Origin of the sequence: Alcaligenes sp. SJTW-7 (genome assembly GCF_047716895.1) — a bacterium.
Taxonomy (GTDB): domain Bacteria; phylum Pseudomonadota; class Gammaproteobacteria; order Burkholderiales; family Burkholderiaceae_B; genus Alcaligenes; species Alcaligenes ammonioxydans.
Genome location: NZ_CP136682.1, coordinates 2,912,042 through 2,932,397, shown reverse-complemented (window position 1 = coordinate 2,932,397; position 20,356 = coordinate 2,912,042). Strand labels below are relative to the sequence as shown.

Here is a 20,356-nt window from a genome sequence, read left to right as displayed (position 1 = left end):
AATAGGATTGTTACAAATGCTTGCCACTCGTGGCAAGCCGACTTTTTGCGTACATGACAGATAAAACTCCTTCGACCTCCAATGACCTTACGTTTGCTGATTTCGGTCTGCACCCAGGAATATTAAGCGCCGTTACCGGAGCGGGGTATTCCAAGCCTACGCCTATTCAGGCTGAGGCCATTCCCGTGGTGCTGGCCGGCCGTGATGTCATGGGGGCAGCCCAGACGGGTACAGGTAAGACGGCCGCTTTTTCCTTGCCTATCCTGAATCGTCTGATGGCACATGCCACGACCAGCGCGTCGCCTGCCCGTCACCCGGTGCGGGCCTTGGTATTGACGCCCACTCGCGAGCTGGCCGATCAGGTGGCTGAGAGCATTGCGCTCTACAGCAAGTCGGTTCCGCTGCGCTCGACGGTGGTGTTTGGCGGCGTGGATATCGGACCGCAAAAAGAAGCGCTGCGGCGGGGTGTGGAAATTGTTATTGCCACCCCGGGCCGTTTACTCGATCACATTGATCAGCGCACCATCAATTTAAGCCAGGTCAGCATTCTGGTGCTGGACGAGGCAGACCGCATGCTGGATATGGGCTTTTTGCCTGATCTGGACCGTATTGTTTCCTTGCTGCCCAAAAATCGTCAGGGCCTGCTGTTTTCGGCCACTTTCAGCAAGGAAATCCGCAAGCTGGCACGCACTTTCCTGAACGATCCTGTCGAAATTGAAGTGGCCGCACGCAATGCAACCGCCTCTACGGTCACGCAGGTGGTGTACCCCATGTCGGCTGAGGACAAGCGTCGTGCCGTGGTGCATCTGGTCAAGACCAAGAAGCTGACTCAGACGATTGTTTTCTCCAATACCAAGATTGGCGCTGGGCAATTGGCCCGCTATCTGGAGCGTGAAGGTATCAAGGCCGAGTCCATTCACGGCAACAAGAGTCAGCTGGAACGCATGAAAGTACTCGATGCGTTCAAGAGCGGGACTGTGGACGTGCTGGTAGCCACCGATGTGGCGGCACGAGGTCTGGATGTGGCTGGCATGCCTTGCGTGATCAACGTGGATCTGCCATACAACGCCGAAGATTATGTGCACCGTATTGGCCGTACCGGTCGTGCGGGGGCGTCCGGGGAGGCCATTGCCTTGATGGCGCCGGACGAAGAGCATTTGCTGCAAGAAATTGAAAAACTCATCGGGAACCCGGTTCCCCGCCTGAAGCTGGATTTGCCCTCGGCGCCGTCCTCGTCTCGTTCGGGTTCCAGCCGTCACGAGCGTGGCGAACGTCGTTCGTACCAGTCGAACACGCCACCCATAGACGATTTTTTCCTGAAACCCTACGAGCCTTCCAGCGCGGCGGCCCCCAAGCCTGCGGTGACAACGCCCTCCAACACCACGCGCAAGCGTTCGGTGGGGGTTTTGCTAGGCGGCGGCCGCTACTAAGGCGCGCAAATCTCCAGGCCCGGCATTCAGGACCGGGCTGCGTTCTGAAATGCTTTGCACCAGACGCTCCAGATGCTCAATATGAGGCAACATGGGACCGTAAAAAACGGTCCCATTTTTATTTTGGATCTGTATGGTGGGGAAGTCCTCGATATCTTCATCGCCCAACAGATCGGGTTGCTCTTCGATATCGATCCAGACCAGACAGGCCTGGGGAAACTGCGCAGCCAAGGCTTCAAAGGCGGGCTGATACTGTTGACAGGTCTTACACCATTGGGCACAGAAACAGGCAATCAACAGGGCATCGGGTTGGGCGTGCAGGTGGGCCGCCAGGGCGGGCAGATCATGTTGGGCGTTGAACAAGGCCATAATTTCATACAGACAAAAAGAAGTGACTGTGTCTATGATACTCGGGTAATTGAATTTGCTTAGCAGGAGCCATATGTCCTTTTCATCGTCCGCCCCCTCGCGCTCGGGCCCTGCTGGCGGATGGGCCAGCATTTCCACCGCCTTCAAGCGATCGTTGGTGTCGCAATTTCAGCCACGCATGCTGATGGCCCTGCTTATGCCCTTTCTGATCATGTTCGTGGGGCTGATTTTACTGAGCTGGCTGTTATGGACTCCTATCCAGACCTGGTTGCTGGAGCTGCTCGGCGGCTGGAATGCCTTTGAGTCCGTCGATCAGTGGCTGGTGGGCCTCGGCTTGTTTTCACTGAAAGTGTATCTGGTACCGTTGCTGGCGATTGGGATTTTGCTGCCCCTGGCAGGGGTGCTGGGGCTGGTCCTTGCGGCAGTGCTGGTCATGCCCCTGGTTCTGGGGCATTTGCAGCAGAAAGATTATCCCGATGTCATCAAACAGGGACACAATGCCACGGTCTACAGTGTTTGGAACGCGGTGTGGGTGGGGACCCTGTTTGTAGTGGGGTGGCTCCTGACCTTGCCTTTATGGATTTTTCCTCCTTTTGCGCTGATTTTGCCGGTGTTGTGGTGGGTTTTTGCACTCACACGGATATTGCGGGTGGACGCGCTGGTGGAACATGCCAATGTGCAGGAACGCAAATATCTTTGGTCCCGTCTGAGCAGTCAATATTGGCTGATTGGTCTGATTTTTGCCTTGTTGAACCTGATTCCGCCGGCCTGGCTGGTTTTACCCGTGTTCTCGGCGCTGGTATTTGCGCATTTCTCTTTGGAAAACCTACGTCGCCTGCGTCAGCAAGAAGCAGTTGCGACCACTCATCCACTTATTGACCATGACAACTAACGATCAAGCCATTATTCGTTTGATTATCATCGGTGACGAAATCCTGTCGGGACGTCGCTACGATAAACATTTTTCAAAACTGATTGAACTGCTGGGAGCCAGAGGATTGCAACTGGGGGGCGCACAGATCATTCCCGATGATCTGGACACCATTGCCGCAACCTTGGAACGTAGTTTTGCAACACCGGATATCGTGTTTTGCTGTGGCGGGATTGGTGCCACGCCCGATGACCAGACTCGACAGGCTGCTGCCAAGGCGTTGGGCGTGGAGTTGACGCTGCACCCAGAGGCTGCGGCCCTGATTGCGGAGCGTTGTGCTGAAAATGAACGCAATGGCTTGGGCAGTGCTGATATGTCTTTGCCGGAAAACCAGCAGCGCCTGCAAATGGGGGTGTTTCCTGAAGGTGCTGAAATTGTTCCCAACACCTATAACAAGATCCCTGGATTTTTTATTCGCAATCACACGTTCATGCCCGGCTTTCCCGTGATGGCCTGGCCCATGATGGAGTGGACGCTGGATACCCGGTACCGCGACCTGCATCATCAAGCTCATCGGGTGGAGCATTCCTTCCTGGCATTCAATTTGCCAGAGTCGCGGATTACACCGGCTATGGAACATGTCGAGCTTCATTGGCCAGGAGTCAAAGCCTTCAGCCTGCCCAGTGTGGGGGAGGCAGGCGGACAGCCGCACATTGAGCTGGGCGTCAAGGGGGAGGCGGAACCATCCGCCGAGGCCCTGGCCTACCTGCGGCAACAGGTGCTTGACTTGGGTGGGAGCTTGAGCCCTGCGCTAAAATAGCGCTTGCCAAGCACGCGCGCATTTCATATTATGGAATTTGTTGCGTTGCATCATAATTCTGCCAATAATGACAACAAATTCCTTTACGCCTTCTAGCGCGTCGTCAAGTAACGGGGGTCAGATGTCGATCCAGGTTCTGGAACGCGCCATGATTCTCCTGGACGAACTGGCCAAGCAGTCCGAGCCAGTGGCCTTGAAGAATCTGGCGGCGGCAACTGGCCTGCATACCTCTACGACGCACCGCATTCTCAATGATCTGGTCGTCGGTCGTTATGTCGAGCGCGTGGACAGCGGTTTGTACCGTCTGGGCATGCGTCTGCTGGAATTGGGTTCTCTGGTCAAGGGGCGTCTGAACGTACGCGCCGCCTCTTTGGGACCGATGCGTGAACTGCACAAGTACACTGGGCAAACGGTGAATCTCTCCTTGCAGCAAGGGGATGAAATTGTGTATGTGGAGCGATCCTGGAGCGAGAGTTCGGGCATGCAGGTGGTGCGCGCCATTGGTGGGCACGCGCCTTTGCATTTGACCTCGACTGGCAAGCTCTTTTTGGCCTCCTGGGAGCCCCGACAGGTGCGGGCTTACGTGATGCGCACCGGGCTGGCTGGCGCGACTCGGAACAGCATTACCCAACTTGATCTGTTGGAACGTGAGCTGGCCCAGGTTCGTCGTCTGGGTTATGCCCGTGATAACGAGGAGCTGGAGATGGGTGTGCGCTGCATCGCGGCGGGGGTGTATGACGACACGGGCAAGCTGTTGGCGGGCCTTTCCTTGTCTGCTCCGGCTGAACGTCTGCATGACGACTGGATACCGGTTTTACTCAATACTGCTGCCAAAATCTCTGAAACCCTGGGTTACGACAAACAGCGCTAGACCCTTGTTTTCAGGCGGTTTTGCCTGCGTTGAGTACATAGTCAACGGCATTTGTTGCATTGCAGCAAATCCCGTTGACTTTGTTTTGGATAGCGCTTAAAGTGGAATTGTTGCGGTGCAACATAGAAGGTTTGCCTTGCGTAGTTGCGAGTGGGCCGGGCCTTCTTCAGACCCCTGTCTAGTAACACAGTCACTAATTTCACGCTGGCTTGACCCAGGCCACGTATCTCCAAGGAAAACATCATGAGTGCTATTCCCCAAAATGTACTGCAAGCTCAACAAGCGACGTTGAACAACCTGTTCGCCGCTCAAGGTCAGTTGTTGCAGGGCTTTGAGAAGCTGGTTGGTTTGAACCTTAATCTGCTGCGCAGCTCGCTGGAGCAAGCGGCTGGTCAATCCCAGCAGGCTATCAACGCTAAAGATGTGCAAGACGTGGTGGCTTTGTCGCAGAACGTGGCCAAACCCAGCGCGGCTCAGGCTCTGGAATACGGCAAAAGCGTTTACGACATCTTCTCCGACCTGCAATTGAATCTGTCGCGCATTGCGGAAGCCCAGTTGGCGCAAGGTCAACAGCACGCCGCTGATGCGATCGATCAACTGGCCAAGAATGCTCCTACTGGCACCGAAAGCGCTGTTGCGTTGTTGAAGTCTTCGTTTGCCACAGCGACCAATGCTGCTGAAACCGTGGTGAAAGCGGCCCGCCAGGCGGCTGATGCTGCTGAAAGCAACATTCAGGCAGCGACCAATGCCAGCCTGAAAGCGGCTGCTCAAGTGACGGAAGCTGGCAACAAAACGGTTGAGGCTGCTGCCGCTGCTGCTACCGCTGCTACCAGCAAGAAGTAAATCTTTGCTTGCCTGATTTGATCAGGTGCCAAAGAAAAAGCCAGCTCATTGAGCTGGCTTTTTTATTGCATGCTGGGCAATCTGTGCGCTTGTTGCTAAAGAGGATGCTACTGCCCGCGTCAAGCGGGCAACAGGTGTGTTACAGCGCGCGAATACACTCGGAAATCAGCGCAGGGCCTTTGTAAATCAAGCCGGTATAAAGCTGCACGGCTTGTGCACCCGCCTGAATTTTTTCCTGCGCCTGACGACCAGACTCAATCCCGCCCACACCAATAATCGGGAAGTCGGGGCCTAGCTGTTCGCGCAGACGACGAATGACGTTCAAGGATAATTCATGGACTGGAGGGCCGGACAAGCCACCTTGTTCCTGACTATGCTGCAAGCCTTTAACTGCATCGCGTGACAGGGTGGTATTGGTGGCGATGATGCCGTCCAGGCCTTGCGAAGGAACCGTCTCGGCAATAGCGTCGATTTGCGACTGATCCAGATCAGGAGCGATTTTCACCACAATTGGCACGTAGCGCTGGTACTGTTGGGCCAGTTCACCGCGCAAGGCTTGCAGGGCGCCCAAGAGGCGAGCCAATTCGTCCTGTGCCTGTAGCGCGCGCAGGTTCTGGGTGTTGGGCGAGGAAATATTGACAGTGACATAGTCTGCGTGCGGATAGACCGCGCGCAGGCAGGTCAGATAGTCCTGGTCAGCCTGCTCAATAGGGGTGGTGGCATTCTTGCCAATATTCAGCCCGAGAATGCCTCCTTGGGAGCGAAACTGACTTTTACGCACATTGTCGATAAACGTATCCAGCCCGTGGTTGTTAAAGCCGAACCGGTTGATGAGGCTATGGGCCTCAGGCAAGCGAAAAAGACGGGGTTTGGGGTTGCCGGGCTGCGGCTTCGGGGTCACCGTACCCACTTCCACAAAACCGAAACCCAGTGCTCCCAAAGCATCGATATGGGCGCCGTTCTTATCCAGGCCAGCGGCCAGTCCCACGGGATTGCGCAACGTCAAACCCATTAACTCCAGGGGTTTGCTGGGCAGGTCTTTGAGCAAATTTCCCAAAAGCGGGGTTTGGTGGGCGCAATGCAGAGATTTCAGAGTCAGTTCGTGCGCGCGTTCAGCATCCAGACTGAACAGCACCCGACGAGCCAAGGGATAAAGGCTGAATAAGGCAGACATGGGGATCGATAAAAGAGGACATTAAGCCAGCCATTCCCAACGACCTTTCATCAGGAGCTGGTAGGGGCGAAAGCGGGTTTTATAAGCCATTTTACGGCTTTCTTCGATCCAGTAGCCTAAATAGAGCCAGGGCAGCGATTGCTGACGACAATAGTCCAGTTGCCACAGTACGGCATAGGTGCCCAGACTGCCGGTGTCATCGGGATCGAAAAAGGTGTAGACGGCAGATAGTCCGTCTTGCAGCACGTCAATCACTGCCACAATTTTCAAGGTGCCGTCAGGCTCGCGAAACTCCAGCAGGCGCGAAGTGACGTGGCTGGCCAGCAAAAACTGGGCATATTGTGACTGGTCATCGTGATCCATGCCCGCGCCGGGGTGACGACTGGCCTGGTAACGGCGGTACAGCGCGTAGTGTTCTGCGTTCCAATGCAAAGGCAAATCCTGCACGATCAGCGTACTGTGGCGTTTTTTAGCGCGGCGCTGGGCGCGGTCCGGTTTGAAGTTCTGGGTATCGCAGCGCAAGGGCAGACAGGCGCGACATTGGTCGCAATAAGGACGGTAGGTAAAGGTGCCGCTGCGCCGAAACCCTTGCTGGACCAGCCTGGAGTACACCGCATCGTTGATCAGATGGGCGGGAGCGGCAACCAGAGAGCGTGCCTGTTGCTCAGGTAGGTAGCTGCAACGATAACTGGCCGTGGAATAGAATTGCAGCGTTTGGGGACTGGGTGCTTTGGGATAATTCATGCGACTCTGCCAAGCGTGATAGAGCCATTATGGGATGCTCGCGCCCACCTAGCAAGTTGGGGGCAGGCCTAGTGGCAGGGGCCCGCGTGGCCAGGCGGGGCCGGGTTGGCTTGTGGCCCAAGCCAGCTTTTGCAGGAAGGCCTTGCGGGGAATGGGGGCCGCGCCCAAACTGGCCAGGTGGGAGGTTTCTTGCTGGCAGTCTATGTACGGCACGCCGGCAAACCTCAGAAACTCCACCAGATGAGCCAGGGCGATCTTGCTGGCATCGGTTTGCAAGGCAAACATGGATTCGCCAAAAAAGAAGCGCCCCAGACTGACACCGTACAAACCGCCAGCGAGCTTGCCGTCCACCCAGGTTTCTATGCTGTGTGCATAGCCTTCGTGGTGCAGCTCGGTATAGACCTTTTGAATGTCCGGGCTGATCCAGGTTCCGGTGATGCTGCGCAGGGCTGCACATTGGCCAATTACTTGCTCAAAGGCCAAATCGCAGGTGACGCGGATGCGAGCTTGGGCCAGATCCTGCTGTCGATGAGTCTGACGCAATTTCTTGCCCAGGGACCGGGAAACCTTGAACTTGTCGACCTCCAGCACCATGCGCGGGTCCGGAGACCACCACAGTACCGGGTCGCCCGGGCTGTACCAGGGGAACATGCCTTGACCATAGGCCTGCAGCAAACGCGGGACGCTCAAATCCAGGCCCGCAGCCACCAGCCCGTCAGGGCTGGCATGTTCCGGGTTAGGCAGGGCTTGTTCTGCAGTGACCCATGTCAGCGCCATGATTACTCGTGGTCGCGGGGGGCGATATCAAACTCGTGGATTTGGAAGCGGCCGGCTTTGTGGTCCTGAACGTAGCGTTCCAGCGTGGCGCTGACCGTACGGAAAGCCAGCTGGTCCCACGGAATTTCGTCCAGGTGAAAAAAGCGCGCTTCCAGGGATTCCGGGCCGGGGTCCAGCACATCGCTAGTGACTTTGGCCAGATAGTACACATGCACCTGTTCTGCATAGGGCACGCTGATGACGGTAAAAAGCGGGCCGGGTTCGACCTGTGCGCCCGCTTCTTCGCCCATTTCACGCAAGGCGCCCTGCACCAGGGTCTCGCCCAGCTCCATAAAGCCGGCCGGCAGCGTCCAGGTGTTGTAGCGTGGCTCGATGGCTCGACGGCACAGCAAGACCTGATCGTCTTTCCACATAGGAACGATACCGACCACATTGCGAGGGTTCTGATAGTGAACGGCCCCACAGTTTTCGCAGACGTCGCGCATGCGGTTATCGTCTGGCGGCACCATGCGTGTCAGCTTGCTGCCACATTGAGTGCAAAAGTTTTGTGTACGAGGGGCGGGAAAATAAAAAGAGGCGGATGGCTGGGTCATGCAGATTCTGTGAGGGCGGTTCAAGTTGGATCGGGCTCTGGCAAAACAATATACGCCAATTCCCGGGCCGGTGACACGCAGGAAGACCACACCGTCAACGGACAGGCATCGGGATAGGCGGGCAATGTCCAGCCTTCGTAGTGGCAGGGCTGCCCCAGATCCAGGCTGTCCAGTCCCTGATCGGCTGAGCGCAGTTGGTCCAGCAAGGCGGCAATATCACGGCCTGACAGCAAGGCGGGACCGGCAGGCGTGCGCAGATAGAGTGTGCCCTGGGCACTGAGATACCAGGCCTGGATGGTGTCGACTTGTCTGCCCGTATGGTCTTGTAAATGAAGCAGGTCCTGGGCCAGAGACACGATCAGGGGGGCAGCGTCCAGCCGAACGTAGACTCGTTGAGGGCCATTCTGAATAAACCAGCGGCCTTGCTCATCGCTCTGGTAGTTGCGATTGAAAAAAGCCAGCAGCCCTGGATGAGTGATGCGCTCACCGGGCTGCTCGGGATACCGGTTGGCATCACCGGCCCGATGATGACGCCAGTGGCCGGATTGATCCAGGGAAAGATAGCCGCTGACAGCGGGGACATTGGGCCATTTTTTCATGGCTTCAATAACGGCGGTATCCATAGAGTTAGCCTGGCAGGGGGGAAAACAAAGGGTGGCAGCCATACTGGCGCCACCCTTGATGGGAGAGGGGCGACAGCACAGTCGCCCCAAGGGCAAGACGGTCTGGTGTCTTAAGCCATATAACTGCGTTGCAGGGTACCGGGCAGGGGGTGCGAGTGAGTCTTTTCAACTTTGACTTCCGGCGTTTCATTGCCTTGCAAGGCTTTGGATAACAAACTGGACAAGCGTTGGCGCATATCCTGTGGCACATGACTGAGGGCATCCGAGAGCCAGTCGATGTAATAGGGCAACAGGTGTTCGCACAATTCGTGTCCGGCTTCGGTGAGTTTAACAGTGAGCACACGGCGGTCTGAGGTATTGTTTTGTCGCACCAGCAACTGCTGCTGTTCCAGTCCGTCAAGCAGCCCGGTAATGGTGGCCCGGGTGACACCGGCCTGCTCTGCCAACAGAGCCGGGCTCAGCCCCGACGGCTGGCGGCTAAGCAAAAACAACAGGACCAGACGTCCTTCGGATAGGCCGAACTCGTTCAAAACAGTGCTGGAGGCGCGATTAATGCTGGAGGCCAGCGACAGAACGCGCAAACACAGTTCGATATCCTCGGTTTTAGGATGAGCCCGGCGCTGTGATTCGCTCAGGATGGTTTGATATTTCAGATCGAGTAATTTCATAGTGCTGTGCCGTTAAGGAGGGCGCGGCAAAGAGCAGTAGTTATTTAGAAAGAATCAACAAAACCCAATAAAAAAGGGTTTGCTTTCTTTTATTACTGAGCCGCTGCTTTTAATGTGGAAATTGATCTTATTTTTTAATTCCATTTTGTCTGATTTAAACATCTTTTATTGATCAGGAATTTTCATTTAGTAAAATAAGACCAGTTTTTTTCAGTATAGGCAGCCATATTTTTATGGAATAGCGTTAAAGCCTGGGTATACTCTTTCGCCTTCCTTTTTTTCTCAAACTGCAAGGTGTGTGAACTTCCTATCGGTCTGTCACGACGATCTGATGCCTTCTGTGCCTGGGAGTCTTATGACATTTAGGCCCCAAAATGATGCAAGCGCGCAACGTTCATCACGTCGGAACCCTTAGCAGGTTGCAGGCAGGATGAGCGAGCTATGCCAGACATACACGGCTAAATTAAGCGTGTTTTCAACCGTGGGTTCGTCCGATAAGGCAGCTCAATCCAAGAAAAACCGTAAAACGGCGTACACGCGTGCGCTCGGCGTTTACAATGTTCCCAGCGCTTCCCGAGCTCGACGATGCCTTCAAAAAAGGCGGTTGGATCATTCACCCCGCGTGGCGGATTGCAATAGAGGCCCGTTTTTTACGGGCCTTTGCTTTCCAGATTTGGATGCAAGCATTATCCAAAGCTTATTGGCGGTATTTGCCAGCATGTCCCCGAGCCCCTGCCAAGTTCGCAAGAAATGGCAGGGCTTTGTTCCGTTTGTAGTCCGGGATCGAGTATGAGGCGTGTCAGAAAAGTCTTGCTATCGTTATTAAGGAAACGAAGGAATTATGAGTCAGTTCCGTATCGAACATGATTTGCTGGGAGACCGACAAGTCCCCGATGAAGTCTATTATGGTGTTCATACCTTGCGTGCCAAGGAGAATTTCCACATTACCGGTACGCCTATTTCAACTTACCCGGAACTGATTAATGCTCTGGCGCTGGTCAAGCAGGCCGCTGCGCAGGCCAATTTCAAACTGGGTTTGTTGGAGCAGGACAAGCACGATGCCATCGTGGCGGCATGTCAAGCCGTTCAAACGGGTAAATGTCACGAGCATTTCGTGGTAGACATGATTCAAGGTGGCGCCGGTACCTCGACCAATATGAATGCCAACGAGGTTATTTGTAATCTGGCCTTGGAGCATATGGGTCACAAACGGGGCGAATACCAGTATCTTCACCCCAATGAAGATGTGAACATGGCCCAAAGCACCAACGACGTTTACCCGACGGCGCTGCATCTGGCGGCCTACCGTTCGCTGGACCCCTTGTTTGCCTCCATGGAGCGTTTGCGTGATGCGTTCCTGAAAAAGTCCGAGGAATTCTCCTCGTACATGAAGATTGGTCGCACCCAGCTGCAAGATGCAGTGCCCATGACCCTGGGTCAGGAGTTCAACGCGTTTGCCACCATGATTAACGAAGACATCGTGCGCCTGAAGGAATCGCGCAAACTGATGTGTGACGTGAATCTGGGCGGTACCGCCATTGGCACGGGTATTACGGCCCACCCTGATTACGCCGAGCTGGCGGTGGCTGCCTTGTCTGAGCTGTCCGGTGTGCCGTTGCGCGTATCGGCGGACCTGATCGAAGCAACGCAGGATTGCGGTGGTTTCCTGCACCTGTCGGGCGTGTTGAAGCGCGCTGCCGTCAAACTGTCCAAGCTGTCCAATGACTTGCGTCTGCTCTCGAGCGGTCCTCGTGCCGGTATGGGTGAAATTTGTCTGCCTGCCGTGCAAGCTGGCTCGTCCATCATGCCTGGCAAGGTCAATCCGGTGATTCCAGAAGTGGTCAACCAGGTTGCCTTTGAAGTGATCGGTGCTGACATGACCGTGACCATGGCCGCCGAAGCAGGTCAACTGCAGTTGAACGCGTTTGAGCCCGTGATTATTCATTCCCTGTTGCGTAGCATGGCTTTGTTGAGCAATGCATGCGACACGTTGACTCAGTTCTGCGTGGTGGGGATCACGGCCAACCGTGAATGCCTGGAGAGCAATATCGAGCGTTCCATTTCGCTGGTGACTGCCTTGAATCCGTTCATCGGTTACAAAGCGGCTACCTCGGTTGCCGCCGAAGCCTTCCAGACCGGTACCAACATTCGTGATGTGGTTCTCAAGCGTGGCCTGATGGACGCTGAAACCCTCAACGAGGTATTGCGTGCCGAATCGCTGATCCAACCCCGTGATCTGCGTGCTGCTGACCCAGCCTGAACCATTCTGAACCAGGCCTGATTTGGCCAGTCTTGGCCGACGCCGGTAACAGTTTGGGAAGCCTCCATTGTGGAGGCTTTTTTCTGCCCGCTTGTTTCGTGTCAGAGGCCGGGTGGTTTAGACCGCTAGGGTAATGCTCTATGGCGGTTGAGCGACGGCCCCCCTCATAATGGGAATCGGCATCGGGAGCGCATTTCGGGTTCCCGCCCACTGGAGCAGAGCCTGTGAGAGTTCTGGGATTTCAATTGTTGTTTGGTGATCACTTGGCACGCAGTGTGCGCGGGGTATCCTGCGCGCCCCCCTGCACGGTCTGAGTCCAAGTTGCAAGGCGTTTCACGCCATCTTTGATTACCTGATTACAACTGGAGTCTGCCATGACTGACTTGTTTGACAATCCTATGGGCCTGATGGGCTTTGAGTTCATCGAATTTGCCTCTCCCCAGCCTGGTCTGATGGAACCCGTCTTTGCGATGATGGGATTTACCAAAGTGGCCGTGCACCGTTCCAAGAAAGTCTCTCTGTATCGCCAGGGGGAAATCAATCTGATCCTGAACGAAGAACCCAAGAGTCAGGCGGCTTATTTTGCAGCCGAGCATGGCCCATCGGCTTGCGGCATGGCGTTTCGGGTGCGCGATGCGCAAAAAGCGTACGAGCGCGCACTGGAACTGGGCGCCCAGCCTGTGGACATTCCGACCGGCCCCATGGAGTTGCGTTTGCCCGCCATCAAGGGCATCGGCGGCGCTCCCCTGTACCTGATCGACCGCTTTGGCGAAGGTAACTCCATTTACGATATCGACTTTGTTTATCTGGAAGGGGTGGACCGTCATCCTGTGGGTGCAGGTCTTAAAGAGATCGATCACCTGACCCATAATGTCTACCGCGGTCGCATGGCCTACTGGGCCCAGTTCTACGAGCATCTGTTCAATTTCCGCGAGATTCGCTACTTCGATATCAAGGGGGAGTACACCGGTCTGACCTCCAAGGCGATGACGGCTCCCGATGGCAAAATTCGTATTCCTTTGAATGAGGAGTCCGCCAAGGGGTCGGGCCAGATCGAAGAGTTCCTGATGCAATTTAACGGGGAAGGGATTCAGCACGTTGCCTTTCTGACAGACGATCTGATTGCCACTTGGGACAAGCTCAAGGCGATGGGCATGCGTTTTATGACTGCGCCACCACAAACCTATTACGAGATGCTGGAGGGCCGCTTGCCCGGACATGGCGAGCCTACTGCCGAGTTGCAACGCCGCGGCATCTTGCTCGATGGCACATCGGAAGGGGGCAACCGCCGTCTCTTGCTGCAGATTTTTTCTGAAACCTTGATGGGGCCGGTGTTTTTCGAGTTCATCCAGCGCAAGGGTGATGACGGCTTTGGTGAAGGCAACTTCAAGGCCTTGTTTGAATCGATTGAGCGCGACCAGCTGCGTCGGGGTGTCTTGCAGGCACAGTAAAGCGGTTCCGTGCCAGTGCTCACACGACTGGCGCTGACCTGTCCCTCCTGTTTGGCGATGGCAAACAGGGGGATTTTTTTTGGGGTGTTCTAGCTATTGGCCCTGGATGTTGCGGGCTGGCTGCAGAATGCGAAAGAGCTCCAGCATCAGATCCGACTGAGTAATCATGCCCACCAGCTCTTGGTGATCGTTGACCACCGGCATGTGGCGATGCCGTCCCTGGCTGAACAGGGGGATCAGTTCGGCCACCGACCAGTTGGCATTGGCAGTGACGGCGGGACTGGTCATGATATCGGCCACGGTAGGTGCCGAACGCTGTCGGGGGCTCAGGAAGCGCCGGAGTCGCTGGCGCAGATTATCGGGCTGATCCAGCCCGGCACGCTGTAAAAAGTCCGACAGGGCCAGAATGCCGATCACCTGCTTGTTCTGGTCCAGCACCGGCAAGGCCTTGATCCTGCGCTCGCGCATCAGGTCCCAGGCCTGTTGCAAGGGCGTGTCGGCCTGGCAGGACAGCGGGGCATCGTTCATCAGGCTCGCGCAGCGACGGGTGCCCAGATTGCGCCGGAATGCCGACTGATGCACATAGCTGACCAGTTTTTCCAGATCATCGTGACTGATATTCAGCGTCTGCTTGTAATGGCTAAGCGCTGCATCATAATCCTGGTCGGTAAAGCGTGATGGTGTCGTGACCGCGCGCGTGGCGGGTTTATGGACTGGCGGGTAAGCCACGCCTGTCAGGCGGTTGTACAGCATGCCAAGCATAATCAGCAGGCTGGAGTCAAACATCACCGGAAACAGCAGGAAGTCATAGTTCTGAATGCCATTGAGGGCCGGAAAGACGGCCATCGCCAGGCTGGGCGGGTGGACGCAGCGCAAGGCCAGCATGACCGGCATGCTCAGGCACACGGCCATCGTAATAGCAGCAATCGGATGAGGAAGAAAAATCGCGCAGCTAATGCCCGTCAGCGCGCCCACCAGATTGCCCAGCAACACATTCCAGGGCTGAGCCAGGGGGCTGGTCGGAACCAGGAAAATCAGCAAGGCACTGGCTGCCAGAGAGGCCACCAGCCAATGATGTGTATGCGCAAAATCCGACAGGTACAGGCTCAGGGAGGAAACAATCAGCACGCTGAGCGTGGCACCAAAGGTGGCACGCAACATTTCCGGGCGTGCAATGGCCAGGGACTTGGGGCGCAGGCTGTCAAACCAGTGACGAAGTAAAGCGGGCATTAGCCACCAGGGCAAAGAAGGACGACAGCCTCAGATCATACTGCTAACTGTTTATGTCAGGGCTGAGCCCCTTGCCGGATACCGGGAATGGCAACAGGACCTTTGCGCTCGGTGGCGATGTGCTGAGGGACGGAATCGACTGTGATCACGATGTGCTCGCGCTGTATCGAGTCCAGCAACACGCCGGGAGCCAGCTCCTGACCAGGGCGATACGCCCGTACAGACTGCTGATTGATACTGAGCAGGGCGGCGCCGCCCGTGCCGCTCACAATCATGCCGTGCAAGCGCAACTCCGGCAGGGCCGTGCTGCCGCCAAACCATTGCGCGATTTGCCGGGTGCTGATCTGCTCACTGTGGTCTTCGTCCAGCACGGGAGCAATCGTGTCCTGCGAAGGTAGGAACAGGTTGATCAGCAGCGTGATCAAGGCCAGCACAACGCCGGCCTGACACAAACGCAGCCAAAGATGTGACGGAAATATGGCGGAAATAATACCCATTTAGACTGCATCGCATAGTGCTTTGGCAGACGGCCTGTTTGGCTGTCTTAAGAGCTCTTATTGTGCGTGTGCTGCATGAAGCCCGTATGACAGGAGCTTGTCTTTTTGGGTGACTTACTTCTTTCATGTCTCGTCCTATTTTATTTCGTACGCCGGCGCGTACCCTGGCCAGACCGGCCAGCTCGCGCGCTCAACAAGGTTTTTCTCTGATTGAGGTCATGGTGGTCGTGGTCATCATGGGCATTATGGCGGCCTTGGTAGTTCCCAGCCTCATGGATCGCCCCGATCAGGCGCGCGCAGTGGCGGCCCGTCAGGACATTGCCGCCCTGACCCAGGCGCTCAAGCTGTATCGCCTGGATAATGGTCGCTACCCCAGCACGGCCCAAGGTCTGGCCGCCTTGCATCAGCGGCCCTCGCAGCCGCCAGAGCCTCGTAACTGGCGCTCGTATATGGACCGTTTGCCCAATGACCCTTGGGGCAATCCCTATCAGTATCTGCAACCCGGCGTTAATGGCGAGATCGATGTGTTCTCCTTGGGGGCGGACGGGCAGGCCGGCGGGTCCGGCAGTGACGCGGACATAGGCAACTGGGACTGACGTGACACAACGGGGCTTTTCCTTGATCGAGACTTTGGTGGTCTTGCTGATCGTGGGCATCGTCAGCAGCGCCGGCTTGAGTGTGCTGGTACTGGATCGTGATCAGGGAATACAGCGGGAAGCCCGCCAGCTGGCTCTGCGCCTGGCCGATGTACAACGCTATGTGCGTGAAAGCGGCCGAAGTGTGATCTGGAGTGCCGATCAGCAGGGTTATCGCTTCAGCCTGATTCCGGATGCCACCGATGGTTCCAGCCCAACGCCGGGTTGGTTGCGCGACCAGGCCCGCTTTGCACAATTGTTTCCTGCGCGCTCCTGGTCGCTGGAGGCGCTGCGTGTGCGCCTGGATCCGGCAGGACCGTGGGTTTTCGTCAATGAGTGGTTGTCTGCGCCGCGTCAGCTGGAGCTGGATGATGGGCATGAGGTCCTGCATTTGCGCAGCGATCCCACGGGCCTTTTTGATGTGCAGTCATGACTGAGCGCGGCATGAGTTTGATAGAAGTATTGATTGCGCTGGCCATTGTGTCGGTGGCGCTGACTGCCGGGCTGCGGGCGCTGGGATTGAGTGCCTCGGGCAGCCAGGCCATGCATGAGCGCAGCCTGGCCTTGCTGGCCGCCGACAGCGTGATGGCCGAGATGCGATTGCGTCGTCTGTTTCCCGAGCCCGGTGAAACGGTGGTGTCGTGTCGCCAAGGGGGCTTGGATCTGCAGTGCAGACAGACGGTGCAACCCACGGCCAATCGTTTCTTTCGTCAGGTGACGATTCAGACTTTCTTGCCCAATGGCCCCGTGCTGACTGAACTGCATGCGACCCTGGCGTCCTTGCCATGACAGAGCCGGCTCAGGAGGGATTTACGCTGGTGGAAATGTTGGTGGCCTTGACCATCATGGCCTTGATCAGCCTGATGTCCTGGCGTGGTCTGGACGCAGTCTTGCACGCCGATGAGCAACTCAGTCGTCAGGCGCGTCAGACCCAGGCCCTGTTCAATGTCCTGTCCCAAATGGGGCGCGATCTGGAACTGCATCTACCCCCCGTGCTGTCTGCCCAAGACCCGGGCGCAGCGACGGCGGTCCTGCCGGCCAGTATCCGCTGGCAGGCTCAGGGCGAGGGGCCGGCCATCCTGATGATTGAGCGTCGCGCTGACGCAGGGGCGGGCACCCAGCATATTCAATGGCGTTTGCAGCATGGGGTTTTGCAACGAGCGATGAGTCTGGCCGGAACGGCTTACCCCTTGCCCGAACTGGGACCTTTGCAAGATGTTCTGGAGCAGGTCAGCGCATGGAATTTACGTATCTGGATTCCGGCGCGCGGCTGGCAAAGTTGGCCCTGGCCCGAGCAGGCGGGAGCAGCGGCCACAGGAATCGAGCTGACCGTGCAGCTCGAAGGTCAGGAGCATCCCTATCGCAAGGTGGTGATGCTGCTATGACACGCGCCAGACAACAAGGCATGGCCGTGATCAATGCGTTGGTGCTGGTGATGGCGGTGTCCATTGCCACCATGGGCATTGTGCAGCGTCAAAGCGGGCTGGCAAGCCAGTTGGCCAGTGAGCGTGACTATCTTCAGGCCAACTGGTTGCTTCGTGGTGCGCTGGATTGGGCGGTGCTGGTACTGCGCCTGGATTCGCAGCGCACGGCGGTCACTCACAAGGGTGGTCTGTGGGCCCAGGCCCTCAGTGAGCTCAAGGTAGAGACGCCGGACAAGACCCGGGCTGCCTATTTCTCCGGTTACATCCAGGATGAGCAGGGCAAGTTCAATCTGGCCCTGTTATTGCGGGAGGGGCGTGTACAGGCCATGTATGTGCAGGCGCTGGAGCAGTTGCTGCGCAGTATTCAGCAAACGCCTTCTCTTGCGCTTGAGCTGGCTCAGCGCCTGGAGCGGGCACAGGCGGGGCAGGCACCCTGGCCCACTCATTTGCAGGATTTCTTCCCGGATGCACCCGTACTGGCCAAGCAGTTGGAGCCTTATCTGAGCTATTTGCCGCAGGCCAAGTCTCTGAATGTGAATACGGCCAGCGCTCAGGTGCTCGCCGCCGTGCAGCCCTCGGTCAGTCTGGTGGAGTGGCGAGGACTGCTGGAGCAGCGTGACCGGGGGCAATGGTTCCGGGATCAGGCAGATGTGCAGGCGCGCCTGCAGGCGCAAGAAGGGCTCAAGGGGCAAACACTGACAGTGCGCAGTGAATGGTTTTTATTAAGTGGTGAGTTGCGACTTGACCATAGCCGGGTGGCGACTCAGGCCCTGATCCACAGGGCCGCCGATCGCAGCCGGATTGTCTGGATTCGTTGAAGTGATGAGTAAAGTGCTGCGTATTTATCTGGACGTGCCGCCCAGGCTGGATCAGCCGGTGGACTTTGTGCTGCGGGACAAACGCGCCAAAGTCTTGCGTCGCGGGCGAGGAGAACTTGACGAGCTCAAGACCCAGGCCCGCTCCTTGGAGCTGGTTTTGCCGGCAGGGATGGCAACGGTGACCGAGCTGCGCCTTCCCGCGGTCAGTGCGTCGCGGCGGCAGGCTGTGGCCTGCAGCGCCGTTGAACCCCTGTGTCTGAGTCCGATTGAACAGGTGTGGGTGGCGTGTTCGGCCCCCGATCCTTCCGGGATGAGTCAGTTGGCCTGGACAGAGCGGCAGCCTTTGCTGGCGTTGGGGGCGCAGGCCCGCCAGGCAGGTCTGCCCTTGAACGCGGTTTATCCCTGGTCCGAGGCTCACGCACAGGATCGACAGGGCAAGGGGCCGAGCGTGACGGTGCCAGCCTGTTCCTTGCTGATGCCCGAGATGGCCGCCAGCGGCACAAGTCGCGTCGTGCGCCACAGCCTTTGGTGGACGCTGGCCGCCGTGCTGAGCTGGACATTGGTTTTGCAGCAGCAGGCACAGGCCTTGCGGTCCCAGACGAAACAGCTGCAGACCCAGATGGAGCAGGCGGTTCGACAAGCCTTGCCGCATTTGCCTGTCATCGTCGCGCCCTTGACGCAGGCCAGCCAGCATCGTGATGCCTTGCTGGCGGAGAAAAGTCCTGCCTCCGCGCCGTTTGATCGCTTGTTGATGAGCAGCGCCATACAGTGGCCAGCCTTGCAGGGGCAGGTGCGCGCACTGCATTTCGACGATCAGCAGTTGCGTCTGACGCTGGCCAGTGACTTGCCGGCACAGCCCTTGCCTGCCGAGTCCGAACTGACCTGGAAGCAGGGGGATTCGGCCCGCCAGTGGGAAATAGGTTTGCGCAAAGAGGGGCAATCCAGCCAGCAGGAGGCGCAGCAATGAGCAAATTCACTGCCCTCCAGCCTGTCCTGCTGACCGTGCAAGGCAAGCTCGCCATTGCCAGACAGCATTGGCAGGCCTTGAGCCGCCGGGATCAACTGGCCTTGTCTGTATTGGGTGCTTTGCTGGCCTTGATGTTCTTGTGGCTGCTGCTGGTGCGCCCCGCCGTTCGTGATCTGGCCCTGGCCAAACAGGAATTGCCGCGCCTGCAGTACGAGATGGCGCAGTTGCAAACAGTCTTGGCGCAGATTCAGATTCTGGATAAAGCACTGGTGACGTCGGTCGATGCGCAGGGGCAGGACAAGGCCTTGCAGCGCAGTTTGCAAACGTTGGGCGCTCAGTGTCAGACAGAGGAGTCGCCGGCCGGGCAGCGTGTCTTGATCTGTCAGGCCGTAGCGGCTCCGGCCTTGATGGACTGGCTGCTGCAGACTCCCCGTGTTTTGGGCTTTGCTGTCCAGGAGCTCAGTCTCAGTCGCTCGGTGGTGGATAGCCGGGAGCGTGCAGGGCTGCTGGATGGGCGTATGGTGCTGCGCACCGGAGAGCCCTCATGAAAAAACTCACCAAGATTTTCGTGTTGGCCTTGCTGACGATGGGACTGTTGTTGGCCGCGGTGCCTTTTTTGCCAGCCCGTCTGATGCTGATCTGGCAGCCGGAGCGCTTGCCTTTGCGGCTTGAAACCGCGCATGGCAGCCTGGCTTCGGGACAAGGCTTGCTGGTCGTGGGCTCGGGACTGCTGGCCCGTACGGTTCCTGGGCCGGTGAGCTGGCGTTGGCGCTTGACCCCTTGGCCGCAAATGGAATTGAACCATGATTGGCTGGATCAGCCTGTGCGACTGCAAGCCAGCCTGCAGGGCTGGCGAATATCCGGCCAAAGCCTGACGGTGCCCGCAGCACTTTTGGGGCGTCTGCATCCCTTGTTGCAGACCGTGCAACCGCAAGGTCAGTTACAGCTGCGTTGGCCCAGTCAGGCGTTGGCAGCCACGACCGGTCCGCTGCTGGAACTGGACTGGCGCAATGCGCGCTCTGCCTTGGCAGCACAGGCTCAGTTAGGCGATTACCAGTTGCTGGTCAGCCGCAAGGGGCAGGGCGTTCAACTGGGTCTGCGCACACTTCAAGGAGACTTCACTTTGGCCGGGCAAGGTCAGTGGGGGCCGGAGGGCGGCCTGTTTGAAGGGCGCGCTCAACCCAGACAGGCCGACGATCAACGATTTAATGAGTTATTAGAGGCCTTGGGGCCTCAGCGTCAGGGCGTGACCCATTGGCGGATAGCCACAACGACTAGCAAGCAGGATTAA

Annotated in this window: 24 protein-coding genes; 15 read left to right on the top strand and 9 right to left on the bottom strand. The window is 57.3% G+C overall.

All coding sequences use genetic code 11. The features are described 5' to 3' along the window. Positions 1 to 53: 53 nt before the first annotated feature. The gene (locus RSQ48_RS13280; RefSeq protein WP_080584990.1) at positions 54 to 1,430 is read left to right on the top strand and encodes a DEAD/DEAH box helicase; all 1,377 of its coding nucleotides are present in this window, start codon (positions 54 to 56) and stop codon (positions 1,428 to 1,430) included. On the opposite strand, the gene RSQ48_RS13275 is transcribed toward RSQ48_RS13280, so the two are convergent. Then, positions 1,410 to 1,799, bottom strand: a complete 390-nt coding sequence (locus RSQ48_RS13275) for a thioredoxin family protein (RefSeq protein WP_003803113.1) — start codon at positions 1,797 to 1,799, stop codon at positions 1,410 to 1,412. The two genes, RSQ48_RS13280 and RSQ48_RS13275, sit on opposite strands and share 21 nt — an antisense overlap. Positions 1,800 to 1,872: 73 nt before the next feature. On the opposite strand from RSQ48_RS13275, the gene RSQ48_RS13270 reads away from it, so the two are divergent. From RSQ48_RS13270 to phaP, 4 genes are all read left to right on the top strand, one after another. Next, the gene (locus RSQ48_RS13270) at positions 1,873 to 2,691 is read left to right on the top strand and encodes an EI24 domain-containing protein (protein ID WP_003803115.1); all 819 of its coding nucleotides are present in this window, start codon (positions 1,873 to 1,875) and stop codon (positions 2,689 to 2,691) included. Beyond that, entirely contained in the window at positions 2,681 to 3,490 is an 810-nt protein-coding gene (locus RSQ48_RS13265) for a competence/damage-inducible protein A (RefSeq protein ID WP_059318578.1), read from the top strand. The genes RSQ48_RS13270 and RSQ48_RS13265 overlap by 11 nt, the downstream gene beginning before the upstream one ends. A gap of 121 nt (positions 3,491 to 3,611) precedes the next feature. Then, complete coding sequence (locus RSQ48_RS13260) at positions 3,612 to 4,361, top strand: IclR family transcriptional regulator (protein ID WP_003803119.1); 750 nt, start codon at positions 3,612 to 3,614, stop codon at positions 4,359 to 4,361. Positions 4,362 to 4,604: 243 nt separating this feature from the next. Beyond that, positions 4,605 to 5,204, top strand: a complete 600-nt coding sequence (phaP, locus tag RSQ48_RS13255) for a TIGR01841 family phasin (RefSeq protein WP_003803121.1) — start codon at positions 4,605 to 4,607, stop codon at positions 5,202 to 5,204. Between the two features lie 139 nt (positions 5,205 to 5,343). Here phaP and RSQ48_RS13250 read toward each other — a convergent pair whose 3' ends face one another. The 6 genes from RSQ48_RS13250 to RSQ48_RS13225 all read right to left on the bottom strand — a co-directional run bounded on the left by RSQ48_RS13250 (position 5,344) and on the right by RSQ48_RS13225 (position 9,783). Continuing rightward, complete coding sequence (locus tag RSQ48_RS13250; RefSeq protein WP_415301879.1) at positions 5,344 to 6,378, bottom strand: quinone-dependent dihydroorotate dehydrogenase; 1,035 nt, start codon at positions 6,376 to 6,378, stop codon at positions 5,344 to 5,346. A gap of 21 nt (positions 6,379 to 6,399) precedes the next feature. Beyond that, positions 6,400 to 7,122, bottom strand: a complete 723-nt coding sequence (locus RSQ48_RS13245) for an arginyltransferase (RefSeq protein ID WP_415301878.1) — start codon at positions 7,120 to 7,122, stop codon at positions 6,400 to 6,402. Positions 7,123 to 7,170: 48 nt separating this feature from the next. Continuing rightward, the gene (gene aat / locus RSQ48_RS13240) at positions 7,171 to 7,899 is read right to left on the bottom strand and encodes a leucyl/phenylalanyl-tRNA--protein transferase (protein WP_415301877.1); all 729 of its coding nucleotides are present in this window, start codon (positions 7,897 to 7,899) and stop codon (positions 7,171 to 7,173) included. A 2-nt stretch (positions 7,900 to 7,901) separates the two neighbouring features. Beyond that, the gene (locus RSQ48_RS13235; RefSeq protein WP_003803130.1) at positions 7,902 to 8,492 is read right to left on the bottom strand and encodes an NUDIX hydrolase; all 591 of its coding nucleotides are present in this window, start codon (positions 8,490 to 8,492) and stop codon (positions 7,902 to 7,904) included. Positions 8,493 to 8,512: 20 nt separating this feature from the next. After that, positions 8,513 to 9,115, bottom strand: coding sequence for a DUF2946 family protein (locus tag RSQ48_RS13230; RefSeq protein WP_003803132.1), 603 nt, complete (start codon positions 9,113 to 9,115; stop codon positions 8,513 to 8,515). A 110-nt stretch (positions 9,116 to 9,225) separates the two neighbouring features. After that, a complete protein-coding gene (locus RSQ48_RS13225) occupies positions 9,226 to 9,783 on the bottom strand; it encodes a MarR family winged helix-turn-helix transcriptional regulator (RefSeq protein WP_003803134.1) in 558 nt (185 codons plus the stop codon). A gap of 841 nt (positions 9,784 to 10,624) precedes the next feature. Here RSQ48_RS13225 and aspA point away from each other — a divergent pair. Then, entirely contained in the window at positions 10,625 to 12,043 is a 1,419-nt protein-coding gene (gene aspA, locus RSQ48_RS13220; RefSeq protein WP_003803135.1) for an aspartate ammonia-lyase, read from the top strand. A gap of 374 nt (positions 12,044 to 12,417) precedes the next feature. Next, the gene (gene hppD / locus RSQ48_RS13215) at positions 12,418 to 13,494 is read left to right on the top strand and encodes a 4-hydroxyphenylpyruvate dioxygenase (RefSeq protein WP_003803137.1); all 1,077 of its coding nucleotides are present in this window, start codon (positions 12,418 to 12,420) and stop codon (positions 13,492 to 13,494) included. Between the two features lie 93 nt (positions 13,495 to 13,587). Here the strand turns inward: hppD and RSQ48_RS13210 are convergent, their stop codons facing one another. Together RSQ48_RS13210 and RSQ48_RS13205 are read right to left on the bottom strand one after the other, a co-directional pair. Continuing rightward, positions 13,588 to 14,724, bottom strand: coding sequence for an HPP family protein (locus tag RSQ48_RS13210; protein WP_415301876.1), 1,137 nt, complete (start codon positions 14,722 to 14,724; stop codon positions 13,588 to 13,590). 56 nt (positions 14,725 to 14,780) lie between these two features. Then, the gene (locus RSQ48_RS13205; RefSeq protein ID WP_003803141.1) at positions 14,781 to 15,221 is read right to left on the bottom strand and encodes a hypothetical protein; all 441 of its coding nucleotides are present in this window, start codon (positions 15,219 to 15,221) and stop codon (positions 14,781 to 14,783) included. 125 nt (positions 15,222 to 15,346) lie between these two features. Here RSQ48_RS13205 and gspG point away from each other — a divergent pair, with 125 nt between their 5' ends. From gspG to gspN, 8 genes are read left to right on the top strand one after another with little or no spacing between them, the layout of a single operon-like run. Next, a complete protein-coding gene (gene gspG / locus RSQ48_RS13200) occupies positions 15,347 to 15,817 on the top strand; it encodes a type II secretion system major pseudopilin GspG (protein WP_003803143.1) in 471 nt (156 codons plus the stop codon). 1 nt (position 15,818) lies between these two features. Then, on the top strand, positions 15,819 to 16,289 hold the full coding sequence (locus RSQ48_RS13195) for a type II secretion system protein (RefSeq protein WP_003803146.1): 471 nt from the start codon (positions 15,819 to 15,821) through the stop codon (positions 16,287 to 16,289). Next, positions 16,286 to 16,645, top strand: coding sequence for a type II secretion system minor pseudopilin GspI (gspI, locus tag RSQ48_RS13190; protein WP_003803147.1), 360 nt, complete (start codon positions 16,286 to 16,288; stop codon positions 16,643 to 16,645). Before RSQ48_RS13195 ends, gspI begins: the two co-directional genes overlap by 4 nt. Then, entirely contained in the window at positions 16,642 to 17,241 is a 600-nt protein-coding gene (locus RSQ48_RS13185; protein WP_003803149.1) for a type II secretion system protein J, read from the top strand. Before gspI ends, RSQ48_RS13185 begins: the two co-directional genes overlap by 4 nt. Next, the gene (gspK, locus tag RSQ48_RS13180) at positions 17,238 to 18,098 is read left to right on the top strand and encodes a type II secretion system minor pseudopilin GspK (RefSeq protein WP_003803151.1); all 861 of its coding nucleotides are present in this window, start codon (positions 17,238 to 17,240) and stop codon (positions 18,096 to 18,098) included. Before RSQ48_RS13185 ends, gspK begins: the two co-directional genes overlap by 4 nt. Positions 18,099 to 18,102: 4 nt before the next feature. Then, the gene (locus RSQ48_RS13175) at positions 18,103 to 19,065 is read left to right on the top strand and encodes a GspL/Epsl periplasmic domain-containing protein (protein ID WP_415301875.1); all 963 of its coding nucleotides are present in this window, start codon (positions 18,103 to 18,105) and stop codon (positions 19,063 to 19,065) included. Next, the gene (gspM, locus tag RSQ48_RS13170; protein ID WP_415301874.1) at positions 19,062 to 19,613 is read left to right on the top strand and encodes a type II secretion system protein GspM; all 552 of its coding nucleotides are present in this window, start codon (positions 19,062 to 19,064) and stop codon (positions 19,611 to 19,613) included. The genes RSQ48_RS13175 and gspM overlap by 4 nt, the downstream gene beginning before the upstream one ends. Then, entirely contained in the window at positions 19,610 to 20,356 is a 747-nt protein-coding gene (gspN, locus tag RSQ48_RS13165) for a type II secretion system protein N (protein WP_003803159.1), read from the top strand. Before gspM ends, gspN begins: the two co-directional genes overlap by 4 nt.